Origin of the sequence: Mycobacterium sp. E1715 (genome assembly GCF_001667625.1) — a bacterium.
Taxonomy (GTDB): Bacteria; Actinomycetota; Actinomycetes; order Mycobacteriales; family Mycobacteriaceae; genus Mycobacterium.
The window spans coordinates 22,486-45,236 of sequence record NZ_LZJJ01000141.1; the positions used below are offsets into that span (position 1 = coordinate 22,486).

General features: G+C 67.4%; 19 protein-coding genes. 12 read left to right on the forward strand and 7 right to left on the reverse strand.

All coding sequences use genetic code 11. The annotated features are described in order from the left end of the window. Window positions 1-58 precede the first annotated feature (58 nt). Entirely contained in the window at window positions 59-823 is a 765-nt protein-coding gene (locus A9X03_RS07770) for an STAS domain-containing protein (protein WP_067753730.1), read from the forward strand. Window positions 824-912: 89 nt separating this feature from the next. Beyond that, window positions 913-1,779: an LLM class flavin-dependent oxidoreductase gene (locus A9X03_RS07775; protein WP_067753658.1), complete on the forward strand. Its 867-nt coding sequence runs from the start codon at window positions 913-915 to the stop codon at window positions 1,777-1,779. 3 nt (window positions 1,780-1,782) lie between these two features. Here the strand turns inward: A9X03_RS07775 and A9X03_RS07780 are convergent, their stop codons facing one another. Next, complete coding sequence (locus tag A9X03_RS07780; protein ID WP_197498969.1) at window positions 1,783-2,580, reverse strand: enoyl-CoA hydratase/isomerase family protein; 798 nt, start codon at window positions 2,578-2,580, stop codon at window positions 1,783-1,785. An 86-nt stretch (window positions 2,581-2,666) separates the two neighbouring features. Here A9X03_RS07780 and A9X03_RS07785 point away from each other — a divergent pair, with 86 nt between their 5' ends. Continuing rightward, window positions 2,667-3,584 (forward strand): SAM-dependent methyltransferase, encoded by a 918-nt coding sequence (locus A9X03_RS07785; protein ID WP_067753665.1) that lies wholly within the window; start codon window positions 2,667-2,669, stop codon window positions 3,582-3,584. On the opposite strand, the gene A9X03_RS07790 is transcribed toward A9X03_RS07785, so the two are convergent. Together A9X03_RS07790 and A9X03_RS07795 are read right to left on the reverse strand one after the other, a co-directional pair. Continuing rightward, a complete protein-coding gene (locus A9X03_RS07790; RefSeq protein ID WP_068260460.1) occupies window positions 3,581-5,518 on the reverse strand; it encodes a fumarylacetoacetate hydrolase family protein in 1,938 nt (645 codons plus the stop codon). The two genes, A9X03_RS07785 and A9X03_RS07790, sit on opposite strands and share 4 nt — an antisense overlap. Continuing rightward, a complete protein-coding gene (locus A9X03_RS07795; RefSeq protein ID WP_068260464.1) occupies window positions 5,515-7,773 on the reverse strand; it encodes an ATP-dependent DNA ligase in 2,259 nt (752 codons plus the stop codon). The genes A9X03_RS07790 and A9X03_RS07795 overlap by 4 nt, the downstream gene beginning before the upstream one ends. A gap of 126 nt (window positions 7,774-7,899) precedes the next feature. Here A9X03_RS07795 and A9X03_RS07800 point away from each other — a divergent pair, with 126 nt between their 5' ends. The 5 genes from A9X03_RS07800 to A9X03_RS07820 all read left to right on the forward strand — a co-directional run bounded on the left by A9X03_RS07800 (window position 7,900) and on the right by A9X03_RS07820 (window position 13,700). Beyond that, complete coding sequence (locus A9X03_RS07800; RefSeq protein ID WP_067753675.1) at window positions 7,900-9,417, forward strand: mannitol dehydrogenase family protein; 1,518 nt, start codon at window positions 7,900-7,902, stop codon at window positions 9,415-9,417. Next, window positions 9,414-10,271, forward strand: a complete 858-nt coding sequence (locus A9X03_RS07805; RefSeq protein ID WP_067753678.1) for an HAD family phosphatase — start codon at window positions 9,414-9,416, stop codon at window positions 10,269-10,271. The genes A9X03_RS07800 and A9X03_RS07805 overlap by 4 nt, the downstream gene beginning before the upstream one ends. Window positions 10,272-10,381: 110 nt before the next feature. Then, window positions 10,382-11,794 (forward strand): mannitol dehydrogenase family protein, encoded by a 1,413-nt coding sequence (locus tag A9X03_RS07810; protein WP_067888280.1) that lies wholly within the window; start codon window positions 10,382-10,384, stop codon window positions 11,792-11,794. Beyond that, complete coding sequence (locus tag A9X03_RS07815; RefSeq protein ID WP_067888277.1) at window positions 11,791-12,702, forward strand: carbohydrate kinase; 912 nt, start codon at window positions 11,791-11,793, stop codon at window positions 12,700-12,702. Before A9X03_RS07810 ends, A9X03_RS07815 begins: the two co-directional genes overlap by 4 nt. A gap of 89 nt (window positions 12,703-12,791) precedes the next feature. Beyond that, window positions 12,792-13,700 (forward strand): Ku protein, encoded by a 909-nt coding sequence (locus A9X03_RS07820; protein WP_068260467.1) that lies wholly within the window; start codon window positions 12,792-12,794, stop codon window positions 13,698-13,700. A gap of 18 nt (window positions 13,701-13,718) precedes the next feature. Here the strand turns inward: A9X03_RS07820 and pstA are convergent, their stop codons facing one another. The 4 genes from pstA to pstS (A9X03_RS07840) form a co-directional block, all read right to left on the reverse strand. Next, window positions 13,719-14,621, reverse strand: coding sequence for a phosphate ABC transporter permease PstA (gene pstA / locus A9X03_RS07825; protein WP_067753691.1), 903 nt, complete (start codon window positions 14,619-14,621; stop codon window positions 13,719-13,721). Continuing rightward, entirely contained in the window at window positions 14,618-15,616 is a 999-nt protein-coding gene (gene pstC, locus A9X03_RS07830; protein WP_067753694.1) for a phosphate ABC transporter permease subunit PstC, read from the reverse strand. The genes pstA and pstC overlap by 4 nt, the downstream gene beginning before the upstream one ends. 6 nt (window positions 15,617-15,622) lie before the next feature. Beyond that, a complete protein-coding gene (gene pstS, locus A9X03_RS07835) occupies window positions 15,623-16,738 on the reverse strand; it encodes a phosphate ABC transporter substrate-binding protein PstS (protein ID WP_067753697.1) in 1,116 nt (371 codons plus the stop codon). Between the two features lie 185 nt (window positions 16,739-16,923). Then, the gene (pstS, locus tag A9X03_RS07840; RefSeq protein WP_067780525.1) at window positions 16,924-18,030 is read right to left on the reverse strand and encodes a phosphate ABC transporter substrate-binding protein PstS; all 1,107 of its coding nucleotides are present in this window, start codon (window positions 18,028-18,030) and stop codon (window positions 16,924-16,926) included. 312 nt (window positions 18,031-18,342) lie between these two features. Here pstS (A9X03_RS07840) and A9X03_RS07845 point away from each other — a divergent pair, with 312 nt between their 5' ends. The 4 genes from A9X03_RS07845 to A9X03_RS07860 all read left to right on the forward strand — a co-directional run. Beyond that, complete coding sequence (locus A9X03_RS07845; protein ID WP_067753703.1) at window positions 18,343-19,134, forward strand: SDR family oxidoreductase; 792 nt, start codon at window positions 18,343-18,345, stop codon at window positions 19,132-19,134. A 105-nt stretch (window positions 19,135-19,239) separates the two neighbouring features. Continuing rightward, on the forward strand, window positions 19,240-20,316 hold the full coding sequence (locus A9X03_RS07850; protein WP_068260469.1) for a diacylglycerol kinase: 1,077 nt from the start codon (window positions 19,240-19,242) through the stop codon (window positions 20,314-20,316). A gap of 136 nt (window positions 20,317-20,452) precedes the next feature. Beyond that, complete coding sequence (locus A9X03_RS07855; protein ID WP_369807417.1) at window positions 20,453-21,697, forward strand: Nramp family divalent metal transporter; 1,245 nt, start codon at window positions 20,453-20,455, stop codon at window positions 21,695-21,697. Continuing rightward, a partial coding sequence (locus A9X03_RS07860) for a poly-gamma-glutamate hydrolase family protein (protein ID WP_068260472.1) occupies window positions 21,698-22,751 on the forward strand: 1,054 nt, incomplete at its 3' end.

Sequence of the window (22,751 nt, forward strand, 5' to 3'; positions counted from 1 at the left end):
AGCCGGGCGTCCGGGCGCCTCGACACCAGAGGCCCCCGCAGGGAAAGGGGTTGCTGTGGTGAGCTCGGTAGCTGAGTCCCCCAGCTCGCTGGCCGTCGCGACGCGGACCGATCAGTCGGCGACCGTCCTGACCGTGGACGGTGTCCTCGACGCCACCAACTCCGCGACGCTCCGCGAACACATCCTGCAGGCCACGCTGGATGAGCCGGCTGCCGTCATCGTCAACATCTCCGCGCTCAAGGTGCTCGCCGAATTGGCGTGGTCCACCTTCATCGGCGCGCACTGGCAGGTCCGCAGCAATCCGGATGTTCCGATCGTGTTGGTCTGCGCGCACCGCGGAACGCGCGAGGCCATCTCCCGCAGCGGCGTCGCCTACTTCATGCCGGTGTACTCGACCGAAAAGGCGGCGCTGAAGGCGCTCGGCCAGCAGAGCCGGCGCGCCGTGCGTCGCGCCGACGCTCAGCTGCCCGCCGACCTGACCAGCCTGCGCGAGTCGCGCCGCCTGGTCCGCGAATGGCTCACCACCTGGTCCCAATCCACGCTCATTCCGGTCGCCCTGGTGGTGGTCAACGTGTTCGTCGAGAACGTCCTCGAACACACCCCGAGCGTTCCCGTGATGCGGCTCGAGAGCCACGGGCCGACGGCGACCATCGCAGTGTCCGACAGCAGCCATGCCCCGGCCGTTCGGCTGCCGTCGCCGACGACCGGGATCGACGTCTCCGGCCTGGCGATCGTCGAAGCGCTGTCACGCGCGTGGGGCAGCACGCCCACCGCAAGCGGCAAGACGGTCTGGGCGGTCATCGGCCCCGAAAACCAGCTCTGACGCCTTATTGTGCTGGGAACCCGGCCGCGGGTAGAACTAGAACACGTTCTAATCTCGTGTGACGACCGGTTTCCAGGAAGGCAGATGACGTGCGGTTCACCTACGCGGAGGCGATGACCGACCACAGGTACTACATCCCGCTGGCCCAGGCGGCCGAGGCGGCCGGGTACCACGCGATGACGATCGCTGACAGCATTGCCTACCCCTTCGAGTCGGATTCGAAGTACCCGTACACCCCCGACGGCGATCGCGAGTTCCTGGACGGCAAGGAGTTCATCGAAACCTTCGTGCTGACAGCGGCGTTGGGTGCGGTGACGACGAAGCTGCACTTCAACTTCTTCGTGCTCAAGCTGCCCATCCGGCCGCCTGCGCTGGTGGCCAAGCAGATCGGTTCGCTGGCCGCGCTGACCAACAACCGGGTGGGCTTCGGTGTCGGCACCAGCCCATGGCCGGAGGACTACGAACTGCTGGGCGTCCCATTCGCCAAACGCGGCAAGCGCATGGACGAATGCATCGAGATCATCCAGGGCCTGACCACCGGCGACTACTTCGAGTTCCACGGCGAGTTCTATGACATCCCGAAGACGAAGATGACGCCGGCTCCCACCCAGCCGATCCCGATCCTGATCGGCGGGCACGCCGACGCGGCCCTGCGCCGCGCGGCCCGCCTGGACGGCTGGATGCACGGGGGCGGTGACCCGGAGGAACTCGACGGGCTCATCGCCAAGCTCAAGCGGTATCGCGAAGAGGCGGGTAAGACGGGGCCGTTCCAGATTCACGTCATCTCGGCCGACGCCTACACCGTCGACGGGATCAAACGCCTCGAGGACAAAGGCGTCACCGACGCCATCGTCGGCTTTCGCATCCCCTACATCAAGGGCAAGGACACCGAGCCGCTGGAGAACAAGATCCGCAACCTCGAGATGTTCGCCGAAAACGTCATCGCGAAGGTCTAGCCCTCACAGCGGATCCCACTTCGGCGCCCGCTTCTCCATGTGGGCGGTGGCCGCCTCGACGGGGTTGTTGGTGAAGCCGCTGAGGATCTGGGTGCGGTTCTCGATCTCGATGGCGTGCCGCAGGCTGGGCGCGTCCAGCGCCGCGTTGAGGCCGATCTTGGTTTGCCACACGCCGTAGGCGTTGTTCTCCGTGATCGAGCGGGCCACCCGCAGCGCGGCCGGCATCAGGTCGTCGGGGGCCACCACCTCGTGCACCAGATGGATGCGGTAGGCCTCGGCCGCGTCGATGATGCGGCCGGAGAGCATCAGTTCGCGCGCCACGCCTGCGCCGACGATTTTCGGCAGCAGGTAACTGGTGCCCATGTCCATCGACGAGAAGCCCGCCTTGATGAACGCGGACCCGAACCGGGCGTGCTCGGACGCGACCCGGACGTCGGACACCAGCGTGAACGCCAACCCTCCCCCGACCGCCACGCCGTTGACGGCGGCAATCACCGGAATGGGCAGCTCGTAGATCCGGGTGAACAGGTCGGCCAGGCGAACCTGGGAGTCGTAGTTGACCTTGAAGGGCGGGGTCGTCGGTTTGGGCTTGGTCCACGGTTCACCGGTGCCGCTCAGATCCGCCCCGGCGCAGAATCCGCGTCCGGCGCCGGTCAGGATCGCGGCCCTGAACTCGCCGCCACCGAGCTGGTCAAGGGCGTGGTGCACGCCGTCGATCAGCGATCCGTCGATGGCGTTGAGGCGCTCGGGGCGGTTCAGCGTGATACGGGCGATGTCGTCTTCGAGGGTTTCGAATTCCACTGCGGGCATAGGGGGAACCGTAGGCGACGCCAGTGTTCACCGGCGGGGCATACCGTGGTTTGGCCGCCACAACTGAAGGAGAAGCCATGGCACGAACCGAGGGTGACAGCTGGGACCTGGCCAACAGCGTGGGAGCGACGGCCACCATGGTCGCCGCCGCCCGGGCCGCCGCAAGCAAGCGTCCGCAGCCGGTCATCACGGACGACTTCGCCGAGCCGCTGGTGCGTGCCGTGGGATTGGAGGTGTTCACCCGGCTCGCCAGCGGCGAGCTCGATCCCGATGAGCTCGAGCAGAGCGTCGGCTTTCACCGGATGGTCGACACGTTCGCCGCCCGCGCCCGGTATTTCGACGACTATTTCGCCGCGGCGGGGCAGGCCGGGCTGCTCCAGGTGGTGATCCTGGCGTCAGGGCTCGACGCGCGCGCCTACCGGCTGCGCTGGCCGATCGGGACGACGGTGTACGAAATCGATCAGCCCGAGGTGATCGCGTTCAAGGCGGCGACGATGTCGGAGATCGGGGCGGCGCCGACCGCCAAGCTTCGCGACGTCGGGATCGACCTGCGCGACGATTGGCCGGCCGCGCTGCAGGAGCAGGGCTTCGATCCGGCCCATCCCACGGCATGGCTCGCCGAGGGCGTGCTGATCGGGTGGCTCCCGCCGGACGCCGAGATCCGGCTGCTGGACTCCATCATCCCGCTGTCCGCCGAGGGCAGCCGGTTCGCCGCGGATTACGGCACCGTGACCGGCACGTCCCCGGCGGCCGAGGAACAAGCGCGGCGGATGACCGAGGGCTGGCGACGGCACGGACTCGAAATGGACCTGAGCACCTTGACGTATCCGGGCGAGCACACCGATGTCGCCGCGCATCTGCATGAGAACGGTTGGGAGACCACCGAATCGCGGCTCACCGATCTGTTCTCCGCGGCCGGGCTGCCGGACCTGGGGCAGGCCGCAGACCAGGTGCCGGCGACCACGATCAAATTCGTGCGGGCCGTGCGGCTTTAGCCCCGCTTGGCCAGCCATTCGGCCTGCATCACCAGCAGGGCCATGACCTCCAGCTGCGGGGTCTGCGGGTCGAGTTCGCGGTACCGCTGATAGACGTTGACGACGACGCGCTCGGCATCCAGCCAGGAGGCGTACTCACCGAGATCGATGGTATCGGCGGCCTCGGACCACGACTGCCCGCGGCGGTATGCGGCCTCAGCTTGTTCGGAGACATGGGCGAGATATCCACGCACCGCACGGATTCCGTCGGGATCGCTGACGGGGCCGTGTCCGGGCACGACCGTCGCCGCGTCGAGCGCGATCATCGTGTCGCACGCGGCGATCCAGTTCGAGATCGGGCCGGCCCACACGATCGGGGTGCAGCCGATGAACAGCAGATCGCCGCCGAAGAGCACGCCCGCGTCGGGCACGTGCACCACCGAATCGGCGGCGGTGTGCGCGGGGCCGAGGTTCAACAGGTCGATGCGCCGCCCACCGACCTCGATCGTCATTTCGCGGTCGAACGTCTGGTCGGCGTTGCGCACAGTGATGCCGCTGAAGTCGAAGTGTCCGAAGCGGTCTCGCGTGTAGGGGGTCGCGACGGGACCGAGGTTCGCGGTCTGCGCCATCGCCAGCATCTCGGGCGCCATGCCGTGCGCGATCTCCTCGGCGGTCCCCCGCGCGGCGATGATCCGCACCGAGGCGCCGAGCAGCTGGTTGCCGTGGGTGTGGTCCCCGTTGGAGTGGGTGATCAGCGCGTCGGTGATGGGCGCCGCCGAGGTGATATCCCGCATCGCCGCAAGCATTTCCCGGGTCAGCGCCAGATCGAAGAGCGTGTCCACGAGCAGCGACGCGCCGTCGCCGGCGACCAGTCCGGCGTTGCTCCACCCGTAGCCTCCGTCGGGCAGCGTCCACGCCCATACCCGATCGGCGACCTGGTGCAGGCCGCGGGTATAGGGCACCTTCGCGGGTGCCCGGTTCACCCGCGGCGCCGCGGGCGCGGCGTCCGGATTGGGTCGGGCCGCCAACGGGTGGGGCGCGGCGCTGGCGCGCACCGTCTGCCGGGTCTCCCCGAGTCCCTGCACCCGGAGCGTGACCACGTCGCCGTCGTGCAGCCAGCCGGGGAATGAGCCCGGCGCCGCTGGGTTCAGGTGCTCGACGAGCGTGCACGTCGGGACGGTGCCTGAGCCGATGACGTCGCCGGGGGCGAGGGTCACGCCGCGCGAGGCGTAGGAGATGACTTCGCCGAAGCTCCAATCCATTTGAGCGGTCGACCCCGAACCGATCACGGCGTCGTTGACCAGGGCGGTCACCCGCAGGTCCAGTCGGCCGGCGCGGCCGTACGGCGCGAGCTCGTCGGGTGTCACCAGGTAGGGGCCCAGCGTGACGCCGCTGTCCTTGCCCTTGCCCTGCCCGATCCCGAGTTGGCTTTCCAGCTGTTGCAGGTCGCGTGCCGACCAGTCGTTGAAGATGGTGTAGCCGATGATGGCCCGCTCGGCTTGGTCGACGGTCAGGTCGCGTCCACCGGTTCCGATGATCGCGGCGATCTCCAATTCGAAGTCCTGCCAAGCGCTTCCGGGGGCGGCGGAAGCGTCGTCGTATGGACCCAAGACCGTTGCCGGACAGGCGAAGTAGAACGCGGGTATGCGATACCAGGTGTCGGCGAGGGTGCGCCCGGCACCGAGCGCGGCCTGGCAGTTGCGCATGTGATCCAGAAAGCACAGCGAGTCGCGGATGGACGGCGGGCGCGGGATCGGCGCCAAGAGCCGCACCGCGTCCAGCCGCACGGTCGCCGCGGGGGCACGCAACGCCTCTTCGCCGGCGGCGCGCAAGCCTTCCGCGCCACGGCCGATCAGGTCGAGAAGGGTCACGCCGGCGGGCATCGCGTAGATATCTTCGTCGGCGAGCACCCCGGTGCGTTCGCCACCGGCGTCGAGGTAGGTCACCCATTTCATTCCCGCACCACCTCACTCGGTTCCTTGTCCGGCCGTAGGCCTCGCCAACTCGATTGGCGTAGGCGGTCATCCGGCGTCCACTCGCTGTAGCGCACTTCTCCCACCAGCACCGGCTCGACGAACGTCACACCCCTGGACTCGCTGCGGGGAAGCGGTGGGTTGAACGGGGATTGCTCGGTGTGCAGGGGAGCCAGCGTCTTCTTCAGGCTCGCCAGGCCACGTTCGGTGAACCCGGTACCGACCCGCCCGGCGAAGTGCAGGCCGCCGTCGGTGGGGATGCCCATCAACAGGGAGCCGATGCCGCTGCTGCGGCCGCCCTCGCCGGCCTTCCAGCCGCCGATGACCACTTCCTGGGTGTTCCAATGTTTGTCCTTGATCCAGGACGCCGAGCGTCGGCCCGGTTGGTAGGTGGAGTCCCGCCTCTTGGCGACCACGCCCTCCCAGCCATGCTTGCCGGAGTGCTCCAGCGCCTGTTTCCCGTCGCCGGGCAGCAACTCGGGCACGATGAGCTCGCTGCCGCCGGCGAGTGTTTCCAACAGCTTTCGACGATCTTGGTAGCGCGCCCGCAGCAGCGAGCGACCGTCGAGGTAGAGCAGGTCGAACGCCCAGAATTGCACGCGGCTGCCGCGCCCCCGGTTCTGCATCGCGTGGAAGCTGGGCACCCCGGCGGCGTCCAGGACGACGGCCTCCCCGTCGAGCACTACGTGATGATCGGCCAGATCGGTTGCCAACGAACGCAATTGGGGGTATTCGTTGGTGACCTCGCGACCGCGGCGGGACCGCACCCGCAGGCCGCCGTGGTCGATTTCGACGAGCAGTCGGTAGCCGTCCCATTTGCCTTCGAACGCCCACTGGCTCGCCTTGCACGCCGCGATCGAACCGTGGGTGGCGAGCATCGGCGCGATCCCGTCGAAGTCGAAGGTCTTCTGGTCCTTCATGCGGTGCGCCAGCCACTGGTCGCCGTTGGTTTGGATCAGCGCGTAGCGCCCGGTGACCTTGTTGCCGTGCAGATTCACGATCACCTCGTCGTCGTGAAATTTCTCCGCCTCATACGTTCCGGCGTCCCAGATGAGCACCTTCCCGGCGCCGTACTCCCCCCTGGGGATGTTGCCCTCGAACGTGGCGTATTCCAGCGGATGGTCCTCGGTGTGTACCGCCAGATGGTTCACCGATGTGGTTTCGGGGAGGTTCTTCGGCACCGCCCACGACACCAGCACGCCGTCTTTCTCCAGCCGGAAGTCGTAATGCAGCCGGCGGGCGTGGTGCTCCTGGATGACGAATGAATTGCCGTGGCCGGTACGAGGTTTCGTCCGCGGAACCGGCTCCGGGGTCTTCGACGCGTCCCGCATGCTGCGGTACCTGGTCAACCGGTCCGCGACGGCGACGTCGTTGTCCAGCGCCGCCAGCAGATCGCCCTCGCGGGCGACCCGGTCCAGCACCTCGTCGTAGCGCAACTGCCGCAGCGTCGCAGGGTCGTCGATCTCCTCCCACGTGCGCGGGGCCGCGACCGTCGGGTGTTCGCGTCCGCGCAGCGAATACGGCGCGATCGTGGTTTTGGCGCCGTTGTTCTGGCTCCAGTCGAGGAACACCTTGCCCGCGCGCAGGCTTCGCGTCATGGTCGAGGTGACCAGCTTGGGCATCGACTTTTCCAATTGCTGGGCAACACGTTTCGCCAACACGGTCGCGCCCTTGCTGCTCACCGGTTCCGCCAGCGGGGCGTAGAGGTGCAGGCCTTTGCTGCCGCTGGTGAGCGGGAACAGGGTCAGCCCGATGCCGTCGATGAGGTCGCGAACGGCGTGGGCCACGTCTGCCAGCTGGGCCATGGTCACGCCTTCACCGGGATCGAGATCGAACACCAGTCGGGTCGCCGGGCCGGGCTTGAGCTCTTCGGCCTTGCTTCGCGTCCACTCGGCGACGAACCGCCATTGCGGCACGTGCACTTCCAGCGCGGCCTGTTGCGCGATCCAGGCCAGCCCGTCGGGGCTGTCGATGATCGGGTACGTCGTAGTTCCCGAACGGTGCTTGACGCTGGCGCGGGGCAACCATTCCGGCGCAGAGGAAGCCAGCTGCTTTTCGAAAAACGATGACTCCTCAACGCCATTCGGCCAGCGCTTGCGGGTGGCCGGGCGCCCCGCGATATGCGGGATCATCACCTCGGCGATCCGGGTGTAATAGTCGAAGACGTCCCGCTTGGTCGTCCCGGTGGCGGGGTAGAGCACCTTGTCGGCGTTGGTGAGTTTCACCCGCGGTGCCATGTTGTCAACTTACGCGTCTGACCAGTGATCATCGTTACCCACCACGGATTATGTCTCAAACGTAAATTTCTGTGACATCGGTTACGAAGACGTTAGACCCGCGGGCACCACGGGCACGGGATAGCGATGCGCACAACGCCCAGACGTCCAGCAAGCGGCGTCCCCCTCAGCAATGCCACCCTGCGACTGCACTCCCAGCGAATCGCGGTACCCACATACGAGAGGTCGGCCCTGCAGCGCGGTGTCGTTCACATCGGCGCGGGCAACTTTCATCGCGCCCATCAAGCCGTGTACTTCGACGACCTTGCCCGCTCGGGGATTTCGCACCGTTGGGGCGTTACCGGTGTGAGCCTCCACTCGCCGGGGGCCAAAGACCTGCTGTCGGCACAGGACGGGCTTTACACAGTGGTTCAGCGCGGCCACGACGGCCAGACCGCCCGCGTGGTGGGTTCGATCGGGTCGGTTCATTTCGCGCCGCACGACGGCGCGGCCGTGCGCGCGGCGCTGGCAGATCCGCAAACCCGAATAGTCAGCCTGACGATCACCGACAACGGATACTTCCTGGATCCGGTCACCGACCAATTCGACGCCGATCATCCCGACGTGCGCGCCGACCTGGTCGCGTCCGGTGGTTACGCCACCGCGTGGGGGTACCTGGCCGAGGCTCTCGACCGGCGCCGCCGCGCAGGGTTCGCACCGTTCACCGTGCTCTGCTGCGACAACATTCCCGGCGACACCCGGCCGGCGAGAACCGCGTTGATCTCGTTCGCGGCGTGCAAGGACCCGGGGCTTGCCCGCTGGATCGAAAGGCACGTCGCGTTCCCGTCGACGATGGTCGATCGCATCACCCCGCAAACGTCGACTTCGGAGCGCGAGTTCGTCGAGCAGACGTTCGGCGTGGCCGACAAGTGTCCGGTCGTGACCGAACCGTATCGCCAATGGGTGATCGAGGATTCGTTCAGCAACGGTCGGCCGCCGCTCGAGGAGGTCGGGGCCGAATTCGTTGCCGACGTCAGCGACCACAAGCTGATCAAGACGCGCCTGCTCAACGGAACCCATATCGCGCTAGCGTGTTTGGCGACCCTGGCCGGTTACCAGCGCACCGACGAAGCGATGCGGAACCGCGTCATATGCGACTACGTCGAGACACTGCTGCGCGAGGAGATTCAGCCGTTGCTGCCGGCCGTGCCGGGGATGAACACCCCGCAGTACCGCGCCACCTTGCTCGATCGGCTCAGCAATCCCAGCATGAGCGACCAATTGTCGCGGCTGGCCCGGCGGGGGACGACCAAAATCACTTCCTTCGTGCTGCCGTCCCTGCAGGAGGCGATCGCGCAGGGCAGACCGCACACGCTGCTGACGTTGGCTGTTGCCGGGTGGGCCCGGTACATGCGGGGCCACGACCTGCAGGGCCGCCGGCTCCGCCTCGAGGACTCGCAGGCGATACCGGTGGCTAAATTGGCGAACATGGCCGGCAACAACCCTGACCCCCTGCTGCGGCATGCGATGTTCGCCGAGCTACGCGCCGTTCCCGGTTTCGCGCGGCGCCTGGGCGACATGATCGCCGATATCGACACGCGCGGCGTGGTGCCCACGTTGCGTGACGCGATGCGCAACGACGAGCGAGAGTTGGTGTCACGATGAACGCTCACCTGACCTTTGTGCGCGCGTTCGACCCGGCGCCGATCACCACCTTGCTGTGTGACGCCGACGACAACCTGTTCGCTTCGGAAAGGCCGGCGTTCGAAGCGTCGACCGATGTGATGAATCGTTTCCTGGCCAGGTTCGGCGTGACCGCCCCGCTCGACTCGGAGGAGTTGCGTAAGCGGGCCGTCGGGAAGAACTTCCGCGCGATGGCCCTCGACCTGGCGACCCAGTGCCGGCTGCCGCTCGATCAGACGTTGGCGCACGGCCTTCCCGCGGCGGTGGTTGCCTCAGCCCAGGACGTGGCGAAGGGCAACGCGTTGTCCGCCGACGAACTCGAGCAGTGGGTGCGCGAAGAGCGCGAACGGGTCACCGCGCATCTCGCCGTCACGCTGACCCCCGACCCGCGGGTGCTCGAACCGCTGCGCGACCTCGCGCCCCGCTACGCGCTCGCTGCCGTGAGCTCCAGCGCCACCAAGCGCCTGCGCGCCTGCTTCGCCGCCACCGGCATCGACTCGCTGATACCCGAGGCGCTGACCTTCAGCGCGGAGGATTCGCTTGCGGTGCCGACAAGCAAACCCGATCCGGCGGTCTATCTGCATTCCGGTCAGGTGATGGGCGTCGCGGCAGAACAAGGCCTCGCCATCGAAGACTCCGTCGCCGGCGTGAGCTCCGCGGTCGCGGCCGGCTACGCCACGGTGGGCAACCTGATGTTTGTGCCACCTGACGAACGGGATTGCCGCCGAGAGGATTTGATCGATGCCGGGGCAGTCGCGATAACCCATTCGTGGCGTGCGCTCGCCGATGTCCTGCTGTCGTCGGCCGTGCCGGCGGGGGGTCCCCCGCTCACCTAGGGGCATCGGATGGTCCAAGCCGCTGGGCTTCGGCCCGGGGCCGTCATACCGTCGAGAGGTGCCGCGAACCCGGTAACGATCGGGGCCGTGGCCCGGTGAGGAGTTGGCCAATGGTGGCTGGCGCGATCAACCTGAACAATGCGTCGCTGTCCGAACTGCCGATCGAGGCGCCGAACTATGACCGCGGGGACGTGACCGTCGGCATCGCGCATATCGGCGCCGGTCATTTCCACCGCGCGCATCAGGCTGCGTACATCAACCTGCTGCTGCAGCAGGGGCTGGCACGCGAATGGGGTATCTGCGGCGTGGGCGTGATGCCCGCCGACTGGACGATGCGCGACGTCCTCAACGGTCAGGACGGGCTGTACACGCTGATTTTGGAGAACCCCGACGGCAGCCGGGACGCGCAAGTGATCGGGTCGATCGTCGACTACCGCTACGCCCCGGACGATCCCGAATCAGCGTTGGAGGTGCTCGCCGCGGCCTCCACCCGGATCATTTCGCTGACCATCACCGAAGGTGGGTACCGCGATCCCGACGGGCCGGCGTTCGCGTTGATCACCGAGGCGCTCGCCAGGCGGCGCGATCGCGGAGTCCCCGCACCGACGGTCGTTTCCTGCGACAACATCGAGAACAACGGCGAGGTCGCCAAGCGCACCGTGCTCGCCAGCGCCGAACGCAGGGATCCCGCGTTGGCCGAGTGGGTGGCGGAGAACGCCCGCTTCCCCAGTTCGATGGTCGATCGCATCACTCCGGCAACGACTTTGGAGATGGCCGCGGAGGTGCGGCGCGACTTCGGCGTCGACGACCGGTGGCCGGTGGTGGCCGAACCGTTCACCGCGTGGGTGATCGAAGACGACTTCGCCGACGGCAGGCCTCCACTGGAGCGGGCCGGGGTGCTGATGGTCGACGACGTGCGCCCATACGAGCTGATGAAGCTGCGGCTACTCAACGCGGGGCATCAGTGCCTGGCCTACTTCGCCCATCTGTGCGGCTTCCAGTTCGTCCACGAGGCGGCGCGCGATCCACTCTTCGCCACATTCTTGCTCTCTTACTTCGACGCCGAGGCCATCCCCACCCTGCCGCCGGTGCCCGGAATCGACCTGCACGAATTCGGCCGCACGCTGGTCGAGCGGTTCGCCAACCCGGCCGTGCGCGACACCGTCGCGCGCATCTGCGCCTACTCGTCGGACCGCATCCCGAAATGGCTGTTCCCCGTCATCTGCGACAACCTGGCCAACGGCGGTCCGGTTCAACTGGCGGCCGCGGCGGTGGCGAGTTGGGCGCGCTACGCGGAGGGCACCGACGAATGGGGAAAGCCGTATGAGGTGGTGGACCAGCTCGCGGATTCGCTCATCCCGATCGCCCGATCGCAGAACCGGAACCCCACCGCGTTCATCGAAGTGACCGCCGTGTTCTGCGATCTGGCCCACCAACCACGCTTTGTCGAGGCGTATTGCTGGGCCCTGGATTCGTTGCACCACAAGGGAGCTCGGGCGACGCTGGAGGCTCTGGTGCGATGACCCGCGGCCTGGTGATCGGCGAATCGCTGATCGACATCGTCAACGGCGACGAGCATGTCGGCGGCAGTCCGCTCAACGTCGCCGTCGGGCTCGGCCTGCTGGGCCGCGATATCGATTTCCTGACCCACATCGCCGACGACCGACAGGGGCGGCGCATCGCCGACTACGTGAAAACTGCTGGCGCACAGCTTGTCCCGGGCAGCGTTTCGGCCACCCGGACGCCGACCGCGGTAGCGACTCTGTCCGCTGATGGCTCGGCCACCTACACGTTTGACCTACAGTGGCGACTTTCCGGCACGCCCGAGGTCCCCCCGCCGGTGTTGGTGCACACCGGGTCCATCGCCGCCGTACGCGAGCCGGGCTGCCTGGCGGTCGCGGCGTTGGTCGACGCCTACCGCCTGTCGGCCACGATCACCTTCGATCCCAACGTGCGTCCGTCGCTGATCACCGACCGCGATTCGGCCCGCGCGCGCATCGAGCACCTGGCCGAGCGCAGCGACGTCGTGAAGGTCAGCGACGAGGACCTGCGCTGGATCGATCCCCAGCACGAGCCCGAGCAGACGGCCCGGGCGTGGCTGGCGTCGGGGCCGGCGATCGTCGTGGTGACGATGGGGGCCCGCGGCGCGGTTGCGCTGTGTTCGGCCGGCGAGGCGCGCGTGGCCGCCAGGCCGGTCCAGGTGGTGGACACCGTGGGCGCCGGCGACGCCTTCACGGTCGGCCTGCTGGACGCGCTCTGGGGGATGGACTTGTTGGGCGCCGACCGGCGCGCCGCCCTGCGCCGCATCTCGATCGACGCCCTGACCGGAGCGCTCGAGGCGGCCACGCTGTCGTCTGCGGCGACCGTGGGCCGCGCCGGGGCGCAGCTGCCCGACCGCGCCGAGCTGCGGGCGCAGGCAAACCGGCGCTAGCTTCCCGGCCGGCTTCGATGCGGTCACGAGCTGGGCGCAACGGCCCCGCGTCCTGTTAGCCGGCGAACAGTATGGGCATACTGACTTACATGCGCTCCATCTGGAAGGGCTCGATCGCGTTCGGGCTGGTCAACGTCCCGGTCAAGGTGTACAGCGCCACCCAGGACCACGACATCAAGTTCCATCAGGTGCACGCCAAGGACAACGGCCGCATCCGATACCAACGCGTGTGCGAGGTGGACGGGGAGGTCGTCGAATACCGAGACATCGCCCGGGCCTTCGAATCCGACGACGGCCAGATGGTCATCATCACCGACGACGACATCGCCACCTTGCCCGAAGAACGCAGCCGGGAGATCGAGGTGCTGGAATTCGTTCCGGCCGAAGAGGTCGACCCGATGCTGTTCGACCGCAGCTACTTCCTGGAGCCGGATTCCAAATCGTCGAAATCGTATGTGCTGCTCGCGAAGACGCTCGCCGAGACCGATCGGATGGCGATCGTCCACTTCACCCTGCGCAACAAGACGCGGCTGGCGGCGTTGCGCGTCAAGGACTTCGGCAAACGCGACGTGATGATGGTGCACACCCTGCTGTGGCCCGACGAGATCCGTGACCCCGACTTCCCGGTGCTCGACAAGGAGGTCGAGATCAAGCCGGCGGAACTGAAAATGGCCGGTCAGGTCGTGGAGTCGATGGCCGAAGAGTTCAACCCGGACCGCTATCACGACACCTACCAGGAGCAGCTCCAGGAGCTGATCGACGCGAAACTCGAAGGCGGCGAGGCCTTTACCACCGAGGAACAGCCGAAGGAACTCGACGAGACCGAGGACGTGTCCGACCTGCTGGCCAAGCTGGAGGCCAGCGTGAAGGCGCGTTCGGGTGACGGCAAGGCTCCCGCCAAGAAGGCACCGGCCAAGAAAACGGCCGCCAAGAAGACCACCGCGAAGAAGACGGCGGCGAAGAAGACACCCGCCAAGAAGGCCGCGGCGAAGTCCTGAACCCGACCGGGCGCGTGCTCAGCGCCTGCGGGCCGCCAGGAACCGGGTCGCCGCCGCGATCAGGTTGATCACGGCGACCATGATGATCAGGCTCAGCGCCGCACCCCAGATGCGCAGGAAGCCGGCGTGCTCGGGATTGGTGAGTTCGGTGTAGATCAGCAGCGGCAGCGAGGCCATGTTCCCGTGGAAGATGTCGACGTTGATCGAGCGGCTGTAGCCCACCAGCACCAGCACGGGAGCGGTTTCGCCGATGACCCGCGCGACGGACAACAAGACGCCGGAGACGATGCCGGGCATGGCGATCGGGAACACGATCCGCAAGATGGTCTTCCACTTGGGTACGCCGAGCGCGTAGCTGGCCTCCCGCAGGTCGTCGGGCACCAACCTGAGCATCTCCTCGGCGGACCGCACCACCACCGGCAGCATCAGCAAGACCAGCGCCAGCGAGACGGCGAACGAGCTCTGCTGGAATCCCAGCGTGGCGATCCAGAGGCTGAAGATGAACAGCGCGGCGACGATCGAGGGCACCCCGGCGAGCACGTCGACCATGAACGTCGTCAGCCGTACCAGCCGGCCCGACCCGTATTCCACCAGGAAGACCGCGGTCATCAGCCCCAGCGGCACGGACAGCAGCGCTGCCACCCCGGCCTGCACCACGGTCCCGTACAGCGCGTGGTAGATCCCGCCGGCGAACTGCTCCGGCAGGATGCCGTGCAGCGAGTGAGTCCACCAACCCGTCCGGGTGACCGCGTACCAGCCCCGGGCTATCACGACCGACAGCACCCAGACCAGCGGCACCAGCGCGATGAGGAAGGAGGCGACGAAGAAGACCGTCGCCGCGTCATTCGTGAGCCGCCGCCGGACGCTGACGGGCCGGAACGCCTGTGCTTTGACCGGCCGGTCGAACACGTTGACCGTCATCCGTTGACCTTCCCGCCGGCGACGGCGCGGGCCAGCGCGTTGACGACGAACGTCAAGACGAACAGCGCGAATCCCGCGGCGATGTAGGCGCCGGTGGGCAGCGGTTCGCTGAATTCGGCTGCCGCCGAGGCGATTTTCGAGGCGAACGTGTAGCCGCCGTCGAACAGCGACCAGTTTCCGGGGCGGGCGGCGGAACGCAAGATGATCAGCACCGCCACGGTTTCGCCGAGCGCCCGGCCCAATCCCAACATGGACGCCGCGATCACGCCGCTGCGGCCGAACGGCAGCACGGTCATCCGCACCACCTCCCACTTGGTGGCCCCCAGCGCCTGCGCCGCTTCCATCTGGATGGGCGGGGTCTGCCGGAACACCTCACGCGATACCGACGTGATGATCGGCAGGATCATCGCCGAAAGCACGATGCCCGCGGTGAAGATGGTGCCGCCACCGGCCAGCGACACGTTGCCCTGCTTGAACAGGAAGAACCAGCCCAGGTGGCGATTGAGGAACGCCGCGACGGGCTCGATCTTGGGCGCCAGCACGAAGATGCCCCACAACCCGAAGATGATCGAGGGCACCGCGGCCAGCAGGTCGACGATCGCCCCGAACGGGCGAGCCAGCCGCTTCGGTGCGTATTGGGTGAGAAACACCGCGATTCCCACCGCGATCGGCACCGCCAGCGCCAGCGCGGTGAGCGAGCTGAGCACCGTGACCATCAACAGGTCGCGGATGCCGAACGCGAGCTTGCCCGGCTCGGTGGTGCTGAATTGGGCACTGGTGAAGAAGTTCGCGTGGTTGGCCCGCAACGACGGAACGGCTCGAATCAGCAGGAACACCGCGATCAGCACGATCGCGGCCACGATCGTCGAACCGGCAGCGGCGGCCGCTGACTTGAACAGCCGGTCACCCCGTCGACCTGACGGTGTCCCCAGCGCCTTGAGCGCGGGCTTTTCCGTGGTCGACGGGCTGGCTACCGCTCCTCGGGTCACGACCACCTCAAATCACGTGATGGCGTTGATCGAAGCCGACAGTCTCGACTTGAACGAATCCGGGATGGGAATGTACCCATTGTCGGCCAGGCCACTCTGCCCCGCACCGATCGTACTTTGCAGGAACGCCTTCACCGCCGTGCCGACCTGGGAGTCGGGATACTTCGAGCAGACGATCTCGTACGTCGCCAGCACGATCGGGTAGGACCCGGGCTGCGTCGGCTTGTAGAAGGAGAGCGTGTCCAGCACCAGGTCGTTGCCCTGCCCGCTGATCTTGGCGCCGGAGATGGTCTTGCCGACCGAGTCGGCGCTGATCGCCACGGCGTCCGGGCCGGCCGACGTGACGACCTTGGCCATGTCCAGTTTCTGCGCCTCGGCGAACGACCACTCGTTGTAGGTGATCGACCCTTCGGTGGCCTTGATGGCCGCCGACGTGCCGTCGTTGCCCTTGGCGCCCTCGCCGACACCGCCCTTGAACGTCTTGCCGGCGCCCTTGCCCCACGCGCCGTTCGAGGCGGCGTCAAGGTACTTCTGGAAGTTGTCCGTGGTCCCGGATTCGTCGTTGCGGAACACCACATGGATCGGCTCGGCGGGCAACGTGACACCGGAGTTCAGCGCCGCGATCGCCGGGTCGTTCCACGTCGTGATGGCGCCGTTGAAGATCTTCGCCGCGGTGGGACCGTCCAGGCTCAGCGAACTCAGGCCCTTGACGTTGTAGGTGATGGCGATCGGGCCGAACACCACCGGCAGGTTCCACGCCGGGGAGCCGCACCGCTGCTGCGCCGCGGCGTATTCCTTGGCCGCGAGCGGCGAGTCCGAGCCACCGAAATCCGTTTGGTTGCCGTTGAATTCACTGATTCCGGCACCCGACCCATTGGCGGTGTAGTTCAGCGTCTGGCCTGGGCAGGCCTGTTCGAAGGCGTTGACGAAGCGGGTCATCGCGTTGGCCTGGGCGGTCGACCCGCTGGCCTTCAGGGTCTTCTTTCCGCCGCAGCTGACCTTGCCCGACGCCGAGCCGCTCGTCCCGCCGCTCCCGCCGTTGGCATTGTTGTCGCTTCCGCACCCCGACAACGCCAGCGCAGCAGCGGTCAGGACGCTCAGCCCGGCACCGAATCGGTTGAGTTTCAAGTCACTTCCTAACGGTAGGGATGAAACGTGATTGGCGACGTTCTCTTAGCCGCTGTCCGGCGACGAGCCGTCTCTCGCAGCAAGGAAGCTAACAGCAAGAAGGTTAACGTTGGGCAAATTGCCGTCGGCCGATTGTCGCTGGCCAAGGCGGCTTGCGGGCGAGCCGCACGCCGGGGCGGGAGGGGTCACGAAATTGCGTCGATTGCCGCCGACAACCTGGACTTGAACGACTCGGGAACGGGAATGTAGCCGTTGTCCGCCAGGCCGTTCTGCCCCGCGCCGACGGTGCTTTGCAGGAACGCCTTCACGGCCGCTGCGACCTGGGGATCCGGATACTTCGAACAGACGATCTCGTACGTCGCGAGCACGATCGGGTAGGAACCGGGCTGGGTCGGCCGGTAAAAGGAGAAGGTGTCGACGACCAGGTCGTTGCCCTCCTCGGTGAAGTCCGCGCCTGCGATCGTCTTGCCCACCGAATCGGCGCTGATCGCCACCGCGTCCGGGCCCGCCGAGGTGACGATCCTGGCCATGTTGAGCTTTTGCGCCAGGGCGAACGACCACTCGTTGTAGGTGATCGACCCCTCGGTGGCCTTGACCGCCGCCGACGTGCCGTCGTTGCCCTTGGCCCCCTCACCGACACCGCCGTTGAACGTCTTGCCGACGCCCTTGTCCCAGACGCCGTTGGCCGCGGAATCCAGGTATTTCTGGAAATTGTCCGTGGTGCCCGACTGGTCGTTGCGGAAGATCACCCGGATTGGCTCGGCGGGAAAAGCGACGCCCGGGTTCAGCGCCGCAATGGCCGGATCGTTCCAGGCGGTGACGTCCCCCTTGAATATCCTGGCGGCCGTCGGACCGTCCAGATTCAGCGACGTCACTCCGTTGACGTGGTAGCTGATCGCGATCGGACCGAACACGACCGGCAAATTCCACGCCGGCGAACCGCAGCGCTGGCGCGCCGCGAAGTATTCGATGGGGGCCAGCGGCGAGTCGGACCCCGCGAAATCGGTTTGGTTACCGGTGAATTCACCGATTCCCGCGCCCGAGCCGTTGGGCGTGTAGTTCAGCGTCTGGCCCGGGCAGGCCTGCTCGAACGCCTTGACGAAGCGGGTCATCGCGTTGGCCTGGGCGGTCGACCCGCTCGCCTTCAGCGACTTGGCCCCGCCACAGGCCACCTTGGCGGCCGACGTGCCCGGCGCGGGACGTTCGCCCGTCGCGTTGTCATTACTCCCACAGCCGGACAGCACCAGGACGGTCGCGGCGCTCAGCGCGGCGCCAAATCGATTCAGCCCCAATATGTTCCCCGACGGAAAAACTCGGACATTATCGTCACCATTCGATAGCCGTGCGCGCCGGCCAAACGGTCGGCACTAAGAGGCTAACGCCGGGTGAATGTTCTCGCAGTGGACGCGAGATGCGCCGAGTCCGTCCCCGCACGGTGTCCACACACAATTTCGACCGATTGGTTCCGGCGGGCCGGGAATGGGCGTGGGGCATTGCGCCTCCTCGCCCATATGCAAAAGTAGAACCTGTTCCAGAAATGCCGCATCCGACACGGCGCGGCTTGCTACCGTGTCGGCTGACAACTTGGGCGAAGAGAGGCCGCAATGATCCTGGACAGATTTCGTCTCGACGACAAAGTCGCCGTCATCACCGGTGCCGGCCGCGGCCTCGGGGCGGCCATCGCGCTGGCTTTCGCCGAGGCGGGCGCCGACGTCCTCATCGCCTCGCGCACGGAATCGCAACTAGAAGGCGTCGCCGAACAGGTTCGCGCGGCGGGCCGGCGGGCGCACATCGTCGCCGCCGATCTCGCCCACCCGGAGGCCACCGCGGAACTGGCCGGCCAGGCGGTGGAGGCCTTCGGGAGACTAGACATCGTCGTCAACAACGTCGGCGGAACCATGCCGAACACGTTGCTGACCACCTCGACCAAGGACCTCAAGGACGCGTTCACCTTCAACGTCGCCACCGCCCACGCGTTGACCGTCGCGTCGGTGCCCCTCATGCTCGAGCACTCCGGTGAGGGCAGCATCATCAACATCACCTCCACCATGGGCCGGCTGGCCGGCCGCGGCTTCGCCGCCTACGGCACCGCCAAGGCCGCGCTGTCCCACTACACCCGGCTGACCGCCCTGGACCTGTGCCCGCGCATCCGGGTGAACGCGATCGCGCCGGGATCGATCCTCACCTCCGCGCTGGACGTGGTCGCATCCAACGACGAGCTGCGCGCGCCGATGGAGAAGGCCACCCCCATGCGCCGGCTCGGCGATCCCGTCGACATCGCGGCGGCCGCAGTGTATTTGGCGTCCCCGGCCGGCAGCTTCCTGACCGGTAAGACGCTGGAGGTCGACGGCGGCCTCACCTATCCCAACCTCGACATCCCCGTCCCGGATCTGTGACCGCTTGACGCGCGAGCAGACGCAAACTCGCATGCGCGCCCCGCAGTTCATGCGACTTTGCGTCTGCTCGCGGTCGTGAACCAACCACCCACTAAGGAGCCCGTCATGGGAATCCCCGTCGTCCAATTAGGCACCGGCAACGTCGGCGTCCACGCGCTGCGAGCGCTCATCACCAACCCGGCGTTCGACCTCAAGGGCGTCTGGGTGTCATCGGACGCCAAGGCCGGAAAGGACGCGGCGGAGCTTGCCGGACTTCCCGATTCGACCGGCGTGCTGGCCAGCACCGACCTCGACGCCGTGCTTGCCACCGGACCGCAATGCGCCGTCTACAACGCGCTCGCCGACAACCGGTTGCCCGAGGCGCTGGAGGACTACCGGCGGGTCCTGGCGGCCGGCATCAACATCGTCGGCAGCGGCCCGGTCTTCTTGCAATACCCCTGGGAGGTCATCCCCGAGGAGCTCATCAAGCCCATCGAAGACGCTGCGCGCGAAGGCAATTCGAGCGTCTATGTCAACGGGATCGATCCCGGCTTCGCCAACGACCTGCTGCCGCTGGCGCTGGCCGGCACCTGTCAGAACATCCAGCAGATTCGCTGCATGGAGATCGTCGACTACGCCACCTATGACAGCGCCGCCGTCATGTTCGACGTGATGGGTTTCGGCAAGCCGCTCGACGAGATCCCCATGCTGCTGCAGCCCGGCGTGCTGAGCCTGGCGTGGGGCTCGGTGGTGCGCCAGCTGGCGGCGGGCCTGGGCATCTCGCTCGACTCGGTCGCGCAGGAGTACGTGCGGGTGCCGGCGCCCGAGGACTTCGACATCGCGTCGGGGCATATCCCGAAGGGCAGCGCCGCCGCGCTGCGCTTCGAGGTGTTCGGCATGGTCAACGGCGACCCCGTCGTCGTCCTGGAACACGTCACCCGGCTGCGCGAGGACCTGTGCCCCGAGTGGCCACAGCCCGCCCAGCACGGCGGGTCCTACCGCATCGAGATCACCGGCGAACCGTCCTACGCCATGGACATCTGCCTGAGCAGCCGCAAGGGCGACCACAACCACGCCGGGCTGGTCGCCACCGCGATGCGGGTGGTCAATGCGATTCCGGCCGTGGTGGCCGCCGAGCCGGGAATCGTGACGACGCTCGACCTGCCGCTGATCACCGGCAAGGGGCTCTACCTGCCCGAGTAGGCGGCCGCACCCGCGGGTATAGCAGGGTGCACGTGGGACGAGGGCGTCACCGGCGCCCGGCGAGACGTGGACCACCAGTGGGTGTCCTTCGGCGTACCCACAGTGTTCGGCTAACCTCACTTTCTTATTCGGCCGTGTGAATCGAGGGTGCACGTTGACGCAGAGCAGCCAGGCCACGCTCAAGAGCAGCTGGTATCTGCTCGGGCCTGCCTTCGTCGCCGCGATCGCCTACGTCGATCCGGGCAACGTCGCCGCCAACGTCAGCTCCGGCGCCCAGTTCGGGTACCTGCTGCTGTGGGTCATCGTGGTGGCCAACGCGCTGGCCGGCCTGGTGCAGTACCTGTCGGCCAAGCTCGGCCTGGTGACCGGACGCTCGCTGCCCGCGGCCATCGGCAAGCGGATGAGCCGCCCGGTCCGGCTGGTCTACTGGGCTCAGGCCGAACTGGTGGCGATCGCGACGGATATGGCCGAAATCGTCGGCGGCGCAATAGCATTGCGGATCCTGTTCGACTTGCCGCTGCTGCTCGGCGGGGTCATCACCGGGGTGGTGTCCCTGCTGCTGCTGGCCATCCAGGACCGGCGCGGGCAGATCATCTTCGAGCGTGTCATCACCGGACTGCTGCTGGTCATCGCCATCGGGTTCGCGGCCAGCTTCTTCGTGAAGACCCCGCCGCCCGACGCCGTGCTCGGCGGGCTGGTGCCGCGATTCCGGGGCACCGAGAGCGTCCTGCTTGCCGCCGCCATCCTGGGCGCCACCGTGATGCCGCACGCGGTGTACATGCATTCGGGCCTGGTGCTTGACCGGCACGGGCATCCCGCCGAGGGCGCGCATCGACGCCTGCTGCTGCGGGTGACCCGGTTGGACGTCGTGCTGGCGATGGCCGTCGCGGGAACGGTGAACGCCGCGATGCTGCTGGTCGCCGCGATCAACCTGCAGCACCGCGACATCAGCGCGTCCATCGAGGGCGCCTACTCCGCGATCCACCACACGCTGGGCCCGACCATCGCGGTGCTGTTCGCCGTGGGGTTGCTGGCGTCCGGGCTGGCCTCGTCGTCGGTGGGCGCCTACGCCGGCGCCATGATCATGCAAGGCCTGCTGCACCGCCGGATCCCGATGCTGCTGCGCCGCTTGATCACCGTGTGCCCCGCCCTGGCGATCCTCGCGTTCGGCTTCGACCCCACGCGCGCCCTGGTGCTCTCTCAGGTCGTGCTGTCGTTCGGCATACCGTTCGCGGTCCTTCCCCTGGTGAAGCTGACCAGTGACCGCGAGCTGATGGGTGACGACACCAATCATCGCGTCACGACGATTATTGGTTGGGCCGTCGGCGTAATGATTAGTCTGCTTAACGTGGTGCTCATCTGGCTGACGGTGACCGGCTAAATGCCGGCCCGCCGGCATGCCTACTTCGCATATGGCTCGAACCTGTGCGTCAGGCAGATGGCGCTGCGGTGTCCCGACGCCGCCGATCCGCGGCCGGCCGTCCTGTCCGATCACGACTGGTTGATCAACCAGCGCGGTGTGGCCACGGTCGAACCGTGCGCCGGCAATCAGGTGCATGGCGTGATCTGGCAGATCTCCGACGGTGACCTGGCGACCCTCGACAGCGCCGAAGGCGTGCCGGTGCGCTACCGGCGGGACCGGCTGACCGTGCACAGCGACGTCGGGCCGTCGCCGGCGTGGGTCTACATCGACCATCGCGTGACACCGGGTCCGCCCCGGCCTGGCTACCTGCCCAAGATCATCGACGGTGCCGTTGAGCACGGTTTGCCGCCACGCTGGATCGACTTCTTGCGCCGCTGGGATCCCGCACGCTGGCCGCGGCGTGCGTTGGCGTCCGGGCCTGCGCCGCAATCCCTTTCAGCGTTGCTGAGTGAACCCGGGGTGAGCGAGGCCAGCCAATTGCGTTCGCGCTTCGGCTTCCTCGCCATCCACGGCGGCGGGCTGGAGGAGATGACCGACGTGATCGCCGAACGCGCGGCCGACGCCGCCGACGCGTCGGTGTACGTCCTGCGTCACCCCGACCACTACCCGCACCACCTGCCGTCGGCGCGATTCGACCCGGCCGAGTCACCACGGCTCGCCGAATTCCTCGACCACGTCGACGTTGCGGTGTCGCTGCACGGCTACGGCCGCATCGGGCGCAGCACCCAGCTGCTGGCCGGCGGGCGCAACCGTGCGTTGGCCGCGCACCTGGCCCGGCACATCCAGTTGACCGGCTATCAGGTGATCACCGACCTCGAGGACATCCCGCCGGAGTTGCGCGGGCTGCATCCGGGCAACCCGGTGAACCGGGTGCGCGACGGCGGTACCCAGCTGGAGCTGTCCCCGCGCGTGCGCGGCATCAGCCCGCGCAGCCCGTTGCCCGGCGGTGACGGGCTGTCACCGGTGACCAGCGCCCTGGTGCACGGCCTGGCGGAAGCGGCTCGTAGCTGGT